The 13,054-nt window shown below is 64.4% G+C and carries 12 protein-coding genes; 3 read left to right on the top strand and 9 right to left on the bottom strand.

The genetic code is table 11. The annotated features are described in order from the left end of the window. Positions 1-38: 38 nt before the first annotated feature. Positions 39-1,088, bottom strand: coding sequence for an aldo/keto reductase (locus PCO31110_RS01940; protein WP_150689505.1), 1,050 nt, complete (start codon positions 1,086-1,088; stop codon positions 39-41). Between the two features lie 71 nt (positions 1,089-1,159). On the opposite strand from PCO31110_RS01940, the gene PCO31110_RS01935 reads away from it, so the two are divergent. Then, on the top strand, positions 1,160-1,480 hold the full coding sequence (locus PCO31110_RS01935) for a hypothetical protein (protein ID WP_150689504.1): 321 nt from the start codon (positions 1,160-1,162) through the stop codon (positions 1,478-1,480). A 20-nt stretch (positions 1,481-1,500) separates the two neighbouring features. Then, positions 1,501-2,475: an AraC family transcriptional regulator gene (locus PCO31110_RS01930; RefSeq protein WP_010804877.1), complete on the top strand. Its 975-nt coding sequence runs from the start codon at positions 1,501-1,503 to the stop codon at positions 2,473-2,475. A gap of 15 nt (positions 2,476-2,490) precedes the next feature. On the opposite strand, the gene ligD is transcribed toward PCO31110_RS01930, so the two are convergent. Together ligD and ku are read right to left on the bottom strand one after the other, a co-directional pair. Further along, entirely contained in the window at positions 2,491-4,998 is a 2,508-nt protein-coding gene (gene ligD, locus PCO31110_RS01925; RefSeq protein WP_150689503.1) for a DNA ligase D, read from the bottom strand. Positions 4,999-5,006: 8 nt separating this feature from the next. Continuing rightward, a complete protein-coding gene (ku, locus tag PCO31110_RS01920) occupies positions 5,007-5,885 on the bottom strand; it encodes a non-homologous end joining protein Ku (protein ID WP_010804879.1) in 879 nt (292 codons plus the stop codon). 328 nt (positions 5,886-6,213) lie between these two features. Here ku and PCO31110_RS01915 point away from each other — a divergent pair, with 328 nt between their 5' ends. Continuing rightward, positions 6,214-6,465 carry an MJ0042-type zinc finger domain-containing protein gene (locus tag PCO31110_RS01915; protein ID WP_036663448.1) on the top strand — a complete coding sequence of 84 codons (252 nt, stop codon included), beginning with the start codon at positions 6,214-6,216 and terminating at the stop codon, positions 6,463-6,465. Positions 6,466-6,478: 13 nt separating this feature from the next. On the opposite strand, the gene PCO31110_RS01910 is transcribed toward PCO31110_RS01915, so the two are convergent. From PCO31110_RS01910 to gtdA, 6 genes are all read right to left on the bottom strand, one after another. Next, on the bottom strand, positions 6,479-7,387 hold the full coding sequence (locus PCO31110_RS01910) for an NAD(P)-dependent oxidoreductase (RefSeq protein ID WP_036663728.1): 909 nt from the start codon (positions 7,385-7,387) through the stop codon (positions 6,479-6,481). A gap of 275 nt (positions 7,388-7,662) precedes the next feature. Next, complete coding sequence (locus PCO31110_RS01905; RefSeq protein ID WP_150689502.1) at positions 7,663-9,006, bottom strand: MFS transporter; 1,344 nt, start codon at positions 9,004-9,006, stop codon at positions 7,663-7,665. Positions 9,007-9,228: 222 nt separating this feature from the next. Further along, the gene (locus PCO31110_RS01900; RefSeq protein WP_150689501.1) at positions 9,229-10,446 is read right to left on the bottom strand and encodes a 3-hydroxybenzoate 6-monooxygenase; all 1,218 of its coding nucleotides are present in this window, start codon (positions 10,444-10,446) and stop codon (positions 9,229-9,231) included. A gap of 40 nt (positions 10,447-10,486) precedes the next feature. After that, a complete protein-coding gene (gene maiA / locus PCO31110_RS01895; RefSeq protein WP_150689500.1) occupies positions 10,487-11,128 on the bottom strand; it encodes a maleylacetoacetate isomerase in 642 nt (213 codons plus the stop codon). A 9-nt stretch (positions 11,129-11,137) separates the two neighbouring features. Beyond that, the gene (locus tag PCO31110_RS01890) at positions 11,138-11,836 is read right to left on the bottom strand and encodes a fumarylacetoacetate hydrolase family protein (RefSeq protein ID WP_010804885.1); all 699 of its coding nucleotides are present in this window, start codon (positions 11,834-11,836) and stop codon (positions 11,138-11,140) included. Between the two features lie 102 nt (positions 11,837-11,938). Then, complete coding sequence (gene gtdA / locus PCO31110_RS01885; RefSeq protein ID WP_010804886.1) at positions 11,939-12,976, bottom strand: gentisate 1,2-dioxygenase; 1,038 nt, start codon at positions 12,974-12,976, stop codon at positions 11,939-11,941. Between the last annotated feature and the right edge of the window lie 78 nt (positions 12,977-13,054).

The following is a 13,054-nucleotide window of genomic DNA, read 5'->3' as shown; positions in this document are numbered from 1 at the left end:
CGTGACTGCGGTTGAGCGCTACCTACAGCGACAGGGCATCAAAGCAAGCCGGCTTCGGCGAGTTGCGCGCGGCGCGGGTCGCCCTGACGCGAGAGCATCCAGCCCGGATATTCGCTCGGCAGTGCGCTGGCGGCATCGATGGCCGACAACTCGCGCGCGTTCAGCGTGACGCGCGTGGCTGCGATGTTGTCGTCGAGCTGGTCGGTGCGCTTGGCACCGATGATGACGGCCGAGACAACCGGCTGGGCGAGCAACCAGGCAAGCGCGATCTGCGCCACCGACACGCCCTTCTCGGCGGCGATGCCACGCATGACGTCGATGACGTCGTAAGCGCGCGCCACGTTGACCGGCGGAAAGTCGAAGCTCTGGCGGCGGCTGCCGGCTTCGGTCTGACCGTCGCGCGTGTACTTGCCCGAGAGCAGGCCGCCGGCGAGCGGGCTCCACACCATCAGGCCGACGTTTTCGCTGCGCAGCATCGGCACGATTTCGCGTTCGAGATCGCGGCCGGCAACCGTGTAGTACGCCTGGAGCGAGGCGAAGCTCGCGAGATTCAGACGCGCCGAAATGCCAAGCGCCTTGGCGATCTGCCACGCAGCCCAGTTCGAGACACCGATGTAGCGTACGTGCCCTTGACGCACCAGTGTGTCGAGCGCGCTGAGGGTTTCGTCGATGGGCGTGGCCGGATCGAAGCCGTGCACCTGATACAGGTCGATGTGATCGAGTTGCAGGCGCTTGAGGCTGGCCTTGATGCCATCCATGATGTGATAGCGCGACAGACCGCGTGAGTTAGTGCCTTGTGCGCCCGTCACACCGAAGACCTTGGTGGCGACCACGACGTTATCGCGCGGCACTTTGAGATTGCGCAGTGCCTGACCGGTGAGCACTTCCGATTGACCTTCCGAATAAACGTCGGCGGTATCGATGAAGTTGATGCCTGCGTCGAGTGCGCGGCCCACGAGCGTGTCGACATCGTGTTGCTGCAATTGGCCGATCTTGCTCCACATGTCGCCCTGTCCGCCGAAGGTCATTGTGCCGAGGCATAGTTCCGAGACGAAAAGGCCGGTGTTGCCAAGTTTCCTTTGTCGCATTGCGTCGCTCCGTTGAAATTGCCGCCCGTCGCAAGTGACCGTCAGGGGGCAGACGGTGTGCACGGGATGGGATGCATTATGCGTCGCGGGGCATCAGGCAAGCAGTACCTGTTCCTGCACATTTCCTGCCTGATTCTGCACGCGGCCGGCGTCATGCGCTTGAAAGCGGCGATCGGCGGCTGGAAAGCGTTGCCGAACATGGCAGGAAGATGGCGGCTCCACTTGGCGTGGCGGCGCGATCGACCGGTGAGGACATCCGGATTTTGCCGGATTCTCTGGAATTTTTGCCTGATCGTACCTGTTCTGAGCTGGAGGATCAGGCAAGTTCCCGTCGCAGGCGTATGCTGTGCAACATCGCCGCGCATAACGCACATGATGCGCATACCGGCTGATCCGAATTGAGGGCACTTTCATGCATCTGGTCAAGAATCCGCCACGTGAGGCGGCGCAGAGCGAGTTCGCCGACGACCCGTCGCTCACCGCGCGCAACGAGCTGGTCGGTCTGCTTGAGCGGGCCACGCGCGCATTGGAGGGCACCACGCCGACGGCAGTGGATGGCCTCTTCGTGCATCGCATCCTGCATCCGGGCGGCCCGAAGCCAGCGTTGCAGCAGCCGGCGTTTGCCGTCATCGCGCAAGGCGAAAAGCGCTTGCAGATCGGCGAAGAACATTACGCCTACGATCCGATGCACTACATGGTGACGTCGGTGCATTTGCCGGTGGTGGCGCAGGTGTCGGGGGCGAGCGAGCAATCGCCGTATCTCGGGCTGCGGCTCAATCTGGCGGCTGAGGACGTGACGTCGCTCATCGGTGACGAACATCTGCCGCCGCCCGCCCCATCGGCGAGCGGCCGGGGCCTGTACGTAAACCGGCTGGACGCGGCGCTGCTCGATGCCGTGTTGCGTCTGCTGCGCCTGCTGGAAACACCGCGCGACATCCCGATTCTTGCGCCGATGATCAGGCGCGAGATCGTGTACCGCTTGCTGATGAACGGGCAGGGCGTGTTGTTGCGCCAGATGGCATTGCAGGATAGCCAGATGAATCGCATCGCGCGCGCGGTGCGTTGGTTACGCGAGCACTATGCGCAGCCGTTGCGAGTGGAGGCGTTGGCGCAGGAGGTGCACATGAGCGTGTCGTCGCTGCATCACCATTTCAAGCTGGTGACGGCGATGAGCCCGGTGCAGTATCAAAAGCAATTGCGTTTGCAGGAAGCCCGCCGGCTGATCTTCGGGGCAGACATCGCCGTCGCGGCTGCGGCGCAGGCTGTCGGGTACGAAAGCGCGTCGCAGTTCAGCCGCGAATATGCGCGCGTGTTTGGCGAAGCCCCGCTGCGCGACAAGCGCCGTTGGTTGCAGGATGGGGATGGAGGAGGCGCGACTCGCGGGTGAGGGACTTCGGATACCTCAATCCCCCAACCGCTCCAGCACCGTCTTCGTTACCTGCTGCTGCGAGGCATTCTCGTAGCCGGCCCAAGGGTCTTGTTTCAGGGTATTGAGCCGTTCGACGGCGTTGCGCACATTCCACGCGTCGGCACCGGGTAAATCGGACAGTTCCTCCCAGCGCACCGGCATCGACACGGCCATGCCTTCACGGGCTCGGGCGGAGTATGCGCAGACCGTCGTCGCCCCCCGGTAATTGCGCAGATAGTCGACGAAACACTTCCCGATGCGATGCTTCGCCCCCATCGTCGCCGTGAAGCGATCGGGAAACACGCGCGCCATGTGCTTGGCCACCCCTTCTGCAAATCCCTTGGCGACGTCCCATTCGTGACGCCGCGCCAAGGGGGTCACGACATGCAGCCCCTTGCCGCCGCTCGTCTTCACGAACGCCGTCAGCCCAAGTTCCTCCAGCAAGCCGCGAATCAGTCGCGCGTCCTCGACGATGCGCGTGAACGTCACGCCCTTGCCGGGATCGAGATCGAAGATCACCCGGTCGGGGCGTTCAATCAGATCGCTGCGTGCGTTCCATGTGTGGAACTCCACCACCCCCATCTGCACGGCACCGGCGAGGCCCCGCGCGTCGTCGATCTGCATGAGCGGTTCATGATCCGGATCGAGTGACGGATCGAGCGCGCGCACGCCCTGTATCGTCTTCGCCGCATGCTTTTGAAAGAACATCTCGCCACCGATGCCTTCGGGGGCGCGCAACACCGCGACCGGTCGTCCGGCGAGGTGCGGGAGCATCCACGGGCTCACGGCGTGGTAATACGCGGCCAGTTCGGCTTTCGTCACGCCGGAATGCGTGTCCATGACGCGCTCGCCGTGGCTGATCTTCACCGGCGGCACGGATGTTCCATCATTCGATTGAGCGGTGCGTTGCATGGGTGGCGTCTCCTTGTGGGCATTGACGATGGCGGGCCCGGTACGACGGACTTCGCGCCGAATGTCCTTGGCGGCCTTGTCTTGTCGCATCGCGAGAAATGAGGCTTGGCGGACGTTGCCGTCGCGTGTCCACTCCGCGAAACGCACTTCGGCGACGAGTGTGGGGCGAAGCCAGTGCACGAGTGCCCGGCCTCCCGGTCGAGGTGTGGGCGAGAGCGGCGGCTTCGCCGTCTCGAGCGCATCGAATTGCTTTCTCATACGTCGTAGTGCATCCGCATCGAAACCCGTACCGACCTTCCCCGCGTAGCGCAACGTCTTGCCGTCGTCATCGTAGTACCCGAGCAACAGCGCTCCGAAACCCTGTCGTGAGCCGGCCGGCTCGGTGAACCCCAGCACGACGAATTCCTGACGCTGCGAGCACTTGAGCTTGCGCCATGCGTCGCTGCGCCCTGCGATATACGGCGAGTCGTCGCGCTTGATCATGATGCCTTCGAGACCCGCCTCGCAGGCTCCGTGCCAGAGCGACTCGAGATCGCCGCTGACCGGCTGGAGAACCCGCACGGCATCCGTCTCGCGCCCTTTGAAAAGGCTGGCGAGTGTCGCTTGACGCTCTCGCAGCGGCAAGTCGCGCAGATCGCGGCCGTTGCACCACGGCAAGTCGAAAACGTAGATGAGGATGGCGTCCTGCGCGTTCTCGTCGAACGCGCGCTGCAACGCTTGGAAGTCGGGCAGACCATGCTCGTTGGTCACGACGGCCTCGCCGTCGAGCCATGCGTTTGGCAAGCCTCGCTTGCGCAACGCATCGACGGCAGGTCCAAAGCGATGCGTCCAATCCTGCCCGGAACGGGTGAAGACGCGAATGTCGTCGCCGGCAATACGAATGAGCACGCGATAGCCATCGAGCTTGATCTCGGCATGCCAGCCCTCGGAAGCGGGCGCGGCATCGACAAGGGTCGCGAGCATCGGTTGCATGTCGGCTGGCGGTTTCGCCGGCGATCTTCGCAAGGCGACCGGCGCGGCCGTCGATTTCCCGGCAGCGTTCGACGCCACGTTTTCGGCCACGTTATCGTCGTGCCGATGAATCAGCAGCCACTGGGGCTGGCGAGCAGGTTTATCGGTGCGAACGAGTGTCCAATGTCCGTTCAGCCGCTCGCCATGCAAGGTGAACGACAATTTGCCGTTTGCATAGTCGCGTTGCGCGTTGCCATCCGGTTCCCACGAACCGCTGTCCCAGATGTCGACGTGACCTGCGCCGTAATTGCCGGCCGGGATGTCGCCTTCGAAATCGGCATAGGCCAGCGGGTGGTCTTCGACCTGAACGGCAAGGCGAGGATGGCTGACGTCGGGACTCGGCTGCTTCGGCAATGCCCACGATTTCAACGTGCCGTCGAGTTCGAGGCGGAAGTCGTAGTGAAGGTGACTCGCGTCGTGGCGTTGGATGACGTATCGCAACGCGTTGCCTTGCGACGCGGGTTCGCCGCGCGGCTCGGGCGTCGATGTGAAGTTGCGTTTGGCGTCGTAGGTGGCCAACGAGTCGCGGGATTCCCGGCGTCGCGTGGCTTTCGTAGCAGTCAAGTCGCGCTTGGGCATGATCGCCGTTATCCGGATTTGGCGCGTTTGGCCGATGCCTTGCCGGCCGATGTCTTCTTCGCTGTCGTCTTCTGTCCGGGTTTGCCCTTCGTGCCGAGACTTTGCCTGAGCAGCGCCATCAGGTCCGTGACGTTGCCGTTGCTCGATAACCTGGGTGCGCTCGCTTCGATTTGCGCGACTTCACGGGTCTGTCCCGAGGCGACCTTCCGATCGATGAGCGCCTTGAGGTCGTCCTGAAACGTGTCGTGATAGTCGCCGGGGCGCCAGGGGCCGGACATTTCGCCGATCAACCGGATCGCCATGTCCAGCTCGCGATCGCCCGGCGCGGCGAGCTTGCCGAGCTTCTCCTTCGTCAGCCCGACCTCGGCCGGGTCACGCATGTCCTCCTGCCAGCGTAACGTGTCGAGCACGAGTGCATCGCCCGACGGTGCCAGCACCGCCAGGTGCGCGCGCGTATGCATCACTACGCGCGCGATACCGAGTTTGCCCGCCTTGATGAGTGCAGCGTGCAGCAACGCGTACGCCTTTGCACCGCCTCGCTCCGGGACGAGGTAGTAGGGTGTCTCCAGATACATGAACGAGACGTCCGTCGCGTCGACGAACGCCAGAATGTCGACGGTCTGCGTTGCCACCGGATTTGCCGAACGAATCTCGTCGTCACTCAGCACGACGTAATTCCCTTTCTCGTACTCGTAGCCGTGCACGATCTGCTCGCGCGGCACTTCCTTGCCGTTTTCCTTGTTGACGCGCTTGTAGCCGACCGGCGACATCGTGCGTTTGTCGAGCCAGTCGAGATCGAGCGTGTGTGTGCTCGATGCGGGAAACAGCGAGACGGGCACGTTGACCAGTCCGAAACTGATAGCGCCCTTCCAGATCGCGCGAGCCATATGTGCTCCCAGTGCAGGATTCGCCGGTGATGCAAACGACGTGGGCCGAATTGTCAGTATAGGTGGCCTGGGCCGCACGTTGCCGCCCCGGTTACTGCGCATGTCGGTGCGATCGATCGAACCGCCGGCCGGTTCCCCCGCATTGATTTTCTCAATGCACTGCCCGCTTCCGTAAGGTTTCCTTGATGGAACGACGCGGCGGCTGCGGCCGACCGGTCATCGCCGGCACAGGCGCCGGATCGTTGCCCTGGAGGCGATGCCGCGCGCGCTGGCCCGAGACGAACCGACAGGCTGTAGAATCGATCACATTGCCGACGGGAGGCTCACCATGCTGTCGATCCACACTGGTTTCGTCGTTTGCCCTACCTGCAAAGCCCGCTTCGCCGTCGCGGCGAGCCAGCCGACCGTTCAGGCGCTCTATGACTATCTTCATTCGGATGCCGAAGTCAGGTGTCCGACATGCGAGACAGCCTTCACTACGGCTAGCGCCAAGAGCAGCATCGAGTTCGAGCCCGTCAATGACGGCGTCACGCTGACGTCGTCGCCCGAGCGCAGCATCGACGGGCTGGACAATCACTGAGGCGTCTCGCCAATCACAACGGCGTGAGCAACGGTTCCCCTGCCTGATAGCGACGCGTATTTTCGAGGAACATGGCGAGCGTGGCGGCTTCGGCCTCGGGCGAGCGCCCTGCGACGTGCGGGCTCAGCACCACGTTCTGCAAGTCGATCAGTGCCGCAGGCGGTGACGGTTCGCCCTCGTACACGTCAAGCCCGGCACCGGCGATGGTGCCGTTGCGCAACGCATCGGCCAGCGCGGCGGTGTCGACGATACTGCCGCGTCCCATGTTGACGAGAAAGCCGTGCTTGCCGAGCGCGCGCAGCACGTCGGCATTCACGAGGTGATACGACTCTGCGCCGCCCGGCGCCGTGACGACGAGATAGTCGGCCCACTCGGCCAGCGCCAGCACGCTGTCGAAGAATTGATAGTGCGCAGGCAAATCGTCGCGACGATGGCGATTCCGGTAGCCGATCTGCATGTCGAAGCCCTCACCGCGCTTGGCGAACTGACGGCCGACGGCGCCCAGCCCCACGATCCCCAGCTTCTTGCTCGATACGCCGGGCTGCATGGGCAGCGCGTCGCGCCACACGCCTTTGCGGCAAGCCGCGTCATACTCCGGAATGCGACGCACAGCGGCGAGCAGCAGCGCGAAGCCCTGATCGGCGACCGTCGGCGCATTGGCACCGGCGCCGTTCACGGCCGCGATGTTGCGCGAACGGATCGTGGCGAGATCCAGATTCTCGTAGCCGGCGCCCAGCGCACTGACCAGTTCAACCTTGGGCAAATGCGCCAGTTCGGCAGCATTCAGACCTCGCCCGCCATTCGTGAGGACGAAGCGCGCTTGCTCGCCTTCGGGGCCCCAGCCTTCCGGCACAGGGTGATGGCTCGGACGGTAGATCACGTCGAACTGCGCTTGCAGTTCGGACAACTGCTCGGGATGCATCGGGATAACGACCAGCAGTGGGGGCAGCGACACCTTCAATCTCCGGAGGGGAAGTTGGATTCGCGGCGTGGCGTCGGGATGACGCGGGTGCCCTGAAGGCACTTCGACTTCGCCGTCAGCCGACACTTTATTCCTATCCGCGACGCTTTGCGCGGTGCAACACGCGGCCGTGCGCTTTCGGCGCCAAACCCTCGCCCCAAAAGCGAACGGGCGCCATCGCGCAACGCGGATGGCGCCCGTTCGACCTGGAGCGGTCGTTACGAGTGGCGAAACACTCAGGCCGTGGCACGCACCGCCATCGCCGCCTGCCGATGACGCAGACGGCCGAGCGTGAGCATCGTCAGACCGGCGAGCACGGCGGGCACGCCGATGGTGGCGAACAGGGCGGGCATCGACCAGCCCATAGCGAGCATCGATGCCCCGCCGACCGAGCCGACGACCGAACCGAGGCGGCCGACACCGTTAGCCCAGCTCACGCCCGTCGCGCGGCAGTCCGTCGGGTAGAACTCGGCGGACAGCGCATTCGCACCGACCTGACCACCCGACACGCAGAAGCCCGCCCAGAACACCGCCACGGAGGCGAGTACCGGTGAACTGGCAAGCGGTCCGACGGCCGCCACGCAAACGCCGGCCAGCACATAAGCGGCTGCGAGCACGTAATGCGGATTGAAGCGATCCATCAGCCAGCCCAGCACGATGGCGCCCAGCGTGCCGCCCACCTGGAACATGGCCGTGACGACGGCGGCGTTGCGCAGCGTCAGGCCGTTGGTGCGAAGCAGCGTCGGCAGCCAGCTCGAGAGCAGATAGATCACGAGCAGACTCATGAAGAACGTGATCCAGAAGAGCAGCGTGCCGCGCAGCAATTCCGGCTTGAAGAGATGCCCCACGGGCGACGTGGACGACGCCTTCGTGGCGATATTGAATGTGGCGCCGCGCAGGTCCTCATGCGGCGCAATGCGTTGCAGCGACGCCGCCACACGCTCCGGCGATTTGCCCGCCATCACGAGGTAGCGCACCGATTCGGGCAACGCACGAATCAGGATCACGCCGAGCACGAGCGGCATCACCCCGCCCACGACCAGCACGGAGCGCCAGCCGAAGGCTTCGATCAACCCGGCCGACGCGAGACCGCCCAGCGCCGAGCCGAGCGTGAAGCCGCAGAACATGGTCGTCACGAGGAACGAGCGGCGCGCGTCGGGGCAATATTCCGACGTCAGCGTGATGGCGTTTGGCATCGCGCCGCCCAGACCGAGGCCGGTCAAAAAGCGCAGGGCGATCAGTTGCCACAACTCCATCGACCACGCCGACGCCAGACTCGCCACGCCGAAGAACAGCACGGAGAAGATCAGGATCGTCTTGCGGCCGAACTTGTCGGCGAGCGGTCCGAACAGGAAGGCACCGGCCATCAGGCCCGCCAGTCCCGCACCGAAGAGCGGTGCGAGATGCGCCGGCGTCAGCGACCATTCGGCCCGAATCGCTGGCGCGATGAAGCCGATGGCGGCCGTGTCGAAGCCGTCGATCGCGACGATCAGAAAGCACAGAACGACGATCATCACTTGAAACGGCGAGATGCGATGCCGGTCGATGAACGCCGTTACGTTGATGGGGGTGGCTGGCATAGGTTGTCTCCTCTAAGGTGCCAGAAGCGGCGTTGCGGGCAGGCCCCGCGTCGCCAGAGCGCATTGCGGTGATTGTTGTTATGCGTGTTGTCAAAATCCGTCGTTCGTCATATGCGACGCGACGGTGCGCAGCGCGACGGCGTGCTGCCGTTGCGCTGCGGAATGGCCCCACTCATGACAGTGGACAGCGGATATTGCGATGCCGCGCGGTGTCGTTGGGGCTTATTCGCCGGCAAGCCAAGGGGTTTGCGACAGGCAGTTCTCCGCGCGCCAGCCGTGCAACCACTGCAAGGCGTCGTAGAACTGCGGTTGCGTGCGGCCTTTCCACAGCGAGTTGCGCACCCAGCGATCCACGCCCTTCGCGTGATACACGCGACCCATGTCGCGCGCGCCGTACAGCACACGGGCAGTACGGGGAATGCGCGCGTATTCGTAGCGGCGGAAGGCATCGATGAAATCGCCGTTTGCGGCTGCGTACGCGGCACCGAGCGTGACCGCATCTTCCAGCGCCTGACACGCCCCTTGCGCGATGTATTGCGTCATCGGATGCGCGGCGTCGCCAAGGATCGTGGCACGACCGAAGCTCCACTGCGCGACCGGGTCGCGGTCGGCGGTGGCCCAGCGTCGCCACGATGTCGGACGGTCGAGCATCTGGTGCGGCAGCGCATCGATACCTTCGAAGTACGACAGCACTTCCTCTTTGCTGCCGTCACGCACGCCCCAGACTTCCTGCTCGCGGCTGTGGAACGTCACCACGAGGTTGTACTGCTTGCCGCCGCGCAACGGGTAATGCACGAGGTGGCAGTTCGGTCCCGCCCAGACGACCGGCGCGTTGACCTGCAAGTCCGTCGGCATGTTCTCGACGTCGACCACGGCGCGATACACCACGTGTCCGGTCACGCGCGGTTCGTCGCCGATCAGGGCGGCACGCACGGCAGACTTCACGCCGTCGCAGCCGATCACTGCGTCGGCCGTGTGGCGCTCGCCATGCTGGTCGACGACGGTCACACCGTTGTCGTCTTGCTCCAGCGACACGACACGCGTCGCGGTTCGGAACTGGATCAGCGGATTGCGCTGTACTGCTTCGAGAATCGAGAGATGAATATCGGCGCGATGGATCACGGCATACGGATTGCCGAAGCGCTCGCGATACGGCGCACCGACGTCGACTTCCGCAATGATGCTGCGGTCGATGGCGTCGCGCAGCGTGATGTGGTCGGTGAAGACCGAGCGGCCGCGCGCCGCTTCGCCGACGCCGAGGGCATCGAGCGCCGCAAACGCGTTGGCGGCGAGCTGAATGCCCGCACCGATCTCGCCGATGGTCTCGGCCTGCTCCAGCAGTTCGATGCGCACGCCCCGGTTGGCGAGCGCAAGCGCTGCGGCCAGACCGCCGATGCCGCCGCCAACGACGAGGGCTTTGGGTTGAGAGGTTTGACTCATGGTTGTCTCCTGCGGCCCTTCCAGCCGTTCCGGATATCAATTACGCCGTGTAATCCGGCTGTCGGTTGGGGGCTGCTGCGAGGAATGCCGGATGCGCTTTCGCCAGTGCGAACACCGCCATCGCGCGCGGATATGCCGACATGTCGCACCCCATGCGTTGGGCATTGGCGATCTGCGGAATCAGACAGATGTCGGCAAGCGTCGGCGCATCGCCGAAGCACCAGCTGCCGTGACCATGTTTGGCGAGCAACCGCTCTACACCGGCCATGCCTTCGTCGATCCAGTGGCGGTACCACGCATCTTTCTGTTTTGCATTAAGGCCCAACGCACCTTGCAGATACTTCAGGACACGCAGGTTGTTCACCGGGTGGATGTCGCAACTGATGAGCATCGACAGTTCGAGCACGCGGGCGCGGGCTTCCAAGTCCTGCGGCACCAGGCGCGGCTCGGGATACTTCGCATCGAGATAGTCGATGATGGCGATGGACTGGCCCAGCGTAACGCCGCCATCCACGATGGCAGGCACGGCGGCCGACGGATTGACCTCGTCGACATACGCGCCGGCGCGATGCTCGCCGGCGCGGATGTTCACGGGAATCGTGTCGAACGCCAGCCCCTTGAGGGCGAGCGCGATGCGCACGCGGTACGACGTCGAGCTATTGAAAAAACTATAGAGCTGCATGACGATGCCTCAGACCACGCGCACCGTGATCGCGCCGAGCCCCTCGACGGCAGTGACCATCGTCTCGCCCGCCTTGACCGGGCCCACGCCTTCGGGCGTGCCGGTGTAGATGAGATCGCCCGGCTCGAGACGGAAGAACTGCGACAGATACGAGACCGTCTCGGCCACCGACCAGATCAGATGCGTGATGTCGCTCTTCTGCTTCTGCACGCCGTCGACCGTGAGCGAGATGCCGGCCTTCTCGATGTGACCGACGCTCGACACCGGATGGATCGGGCCGATGGGGGCCGAGGCGTCGAACGCCTTGCCGATTTCCCACGGACGTCCCATTTCACGCATCTTCATTTGCAGATCGCGACGCGTCATGTCGAGACCCACGGCGTAGCCCCATACGTGTTCGAGTGCCTGATCGAGCGGAATGTCCGAGCCAGCCTTGCCGATGACGGCGACCAGTTCGGCTTCGTAGTGATAGTTCGACGTCTGGGACGGGTACTTCAGCTCGAGCGTTTCGCCGTAGGCCACCGGCAGCACGGCATCGGCCGGCTTGCAGAAGAAGAACGGCGGTTCGCGGTCGGGATCGAAGCCCATTTCACGGGCGTGGGCGGCGTAGTTGCGGCCAACGCAGTACACACGTCGCACGGCGAACTGATCGTTGCTGCCGACGACGGGAATGGCGACGGTGGCGGGCGGAGCGAAGACGAAGGACATGGTGTTTGACTCGACGAATTAAGGTAAAGACGGTGGCAACGTGCGCGGGTCAGTCAGACGCCGGAGGCACGCAGCCGGTATAGGGGGGCGTTCGTGCCCGGCTCAGGTGCGCGATTCGCGCAGCAGGTTCAGGGCGGCGAGTACCGGGCGATCCGAGTAGCTGAACAGCACGGCGTCTTCGAGCGCGGCGAGTTGCACCGGCGCCCATGACGGCACGACGAAATGATCGCGCGGCTCGAACTGGAACACCTCGTCGCCAATGCGCACGGTGCCGCGACCTTCGACCACCGAGAAGACCGTCGCATCGGTGCTGCGATAGGTCTTGCCCTGGAAGCCGGCGGGCAGGTATTGCATGAACGTCGCCATCGTCGGCATCGGCCAGCCGCCGGTCGCCGGGTTGACGTAGCGCAGCTTGATGCCGTCCCACGGATCGAGTTCGCCGTTGCGATATAGCGTGTCGAGCGCTTCGCGCGAGCGGGCGTACGGATAGCTGAAGATCGGTGAGGTCGGATCGCTCACCTTGTGGTGCACCGGCAGCATGTTGAATCCGTAGCGCGCAAAGCTGTCGCCCTCGGGGCGCTGCACCGGCTGCTGCGCTTCGGGGTAGTTTTCGGCAAAGCCCGCATCAAAGTACTGCACGAGCGGGATGTCGAGGCCGTCGAGCCAGACGACCGGCTCGCCGTCCGCCGGGTTGCCGTGGTCGTGCCACGTCCATGACGGCGTGATGATGAAGTCGCCCGGATGCATGGTGGTGCGCTCGCCGTTCACCGCCGTCCACGCGCCGCGGCCTTCCACGATGAAACGCAGGGCCGATTGGGTGTGACGATGGCTCGGCGCGATCTCGCCCGGCAGAATCAGTTGCAGTCCGGCATAGAGCGAGCCGGTGATGCTCGACGAGCCCGGCGTGCCCGGGTTCTGCAGAATCAGCACGCGGCGCACGGCCTCTTCGGCACTGATGACGCTTCCCGCTTCCATCACCAGCGGACGCACCTCGTCGTATTTCCAGATGGCGGGTACCACGCGCGGGCGCGGCTGCGGCGGCACGAGGCTGTGCAGCGATTCCCACAACGGGGCCATGTGATTGCGGCCGATGTGCTCGTAATAGGCAGCGCGCTCGGCGCTGGGGGCGCGTTCGGTCATGCGTGTCTCCGTGTCGGTAGGGAGCCCGGTCAGCTTGTCGGACAAGCTCAGCCAGCAGGGGCTTGCGGGTCTATGGAT

The organism is Pandoraea communis (assembly GCF_902459745.1).
GTDB lineage: Bacteria > Pseudomonadota > Gammaproteobacteria > Burkholderiales > Burkholderiaceae > Pandoraea > Pandoraea communis.
This window is presented reverse-complemented; position numbering and strand designations above follow the sequence as displayed.

Excerpts from the sequence above, each read along its gene's own strand:
- PCO31110_RS01890 (WP_010804885.1), bottom strand. The coding sequence starts at position 11,836 with ATGTCCTTCGTCTTCGCTCCGCCCGCCACCGTCGCCATTCCCGTCGTC.
- ku (WP_010804879.1), bottom strand. The coding sequence starts at position 5,885 with ATGGCTCGCGCGATCTGGAAGGGCGCTATCAGTTTCGGACTGGTCAAC.
- maiA (WP_150689500.1), bottom strand. The coding sequence starts at position 11,128 with ATGCAGCTCTATAGTTTTTTCAATAGCTCGACGTCGTACCGCGTGCGC.
- PCO31110_RS01935 (WP_150689504.1), top strand. The coding sequence starts at position 1,160 with ATGCATTATGCGTCGCGGGGCATCAGGCAAGCAGTACCTGTTCCTGCA.
- PCO31110_RS01940 (WP_150689505.1), bottom strand. The coding sequence starts at position 1,088 with ATGCGACAAAGGAAACTTGGCAACACCGGCCTTTTCGTCTCGGAACTA.
- PCO31110_RS01930 (WP_010804877.1), top strand. The coding sequence starts at position 1,501 with ATGCATCTGGTCAAGAATCCGCCACGTGAGGCGGCGCAGAGCGAGTTC.
- PCO31110_RS01915 (WP_036663448.1), top strand. The coding sequence starts at position 6,214 with ATGCTGTCGATCCACACTGGTTTCGTCGTTTGCCCTACCTGCAAAGCC.
- PCO31110_RS01905 (WP_150689502.1), bottom strand. The coding sequence starts at position 9,006 with ATGCCAGCCACCCCCATCAACGTAACGGCGTTCATCGACCGGCATCGC.
- ligD (WP_150689503.1), bottom strand. The coding sequence starts at position 4,998 with ATGCCCAAGCGCGACTTGACTGCTACGAAAGCCACGCGACGCCGGGAA.
- PCO31110_RS01900 (WP_150689501.1), bottom strand. The coding sequence starts at position 10,446 with ATGAGTCAAACCTCTCAACCCAAAGCCCTCGTCGTTGGCGGCGGCATC.
- gtdA (WP_010804886.1), bottom strand. The coding sequence starts at position 12,976 with ATGACCGAACGCGCCCCCAGCGCCGAGCGCGCTGCCTATTACGAGCAC.
- PCO31110_RS01910 (WP_036663728.1), bottom strand. The coding sequence starts at position 7,387 with ATGCATCCCGAGCAGTTGTCCGAACTGCAAGCGCAGTTCGACGTGATC.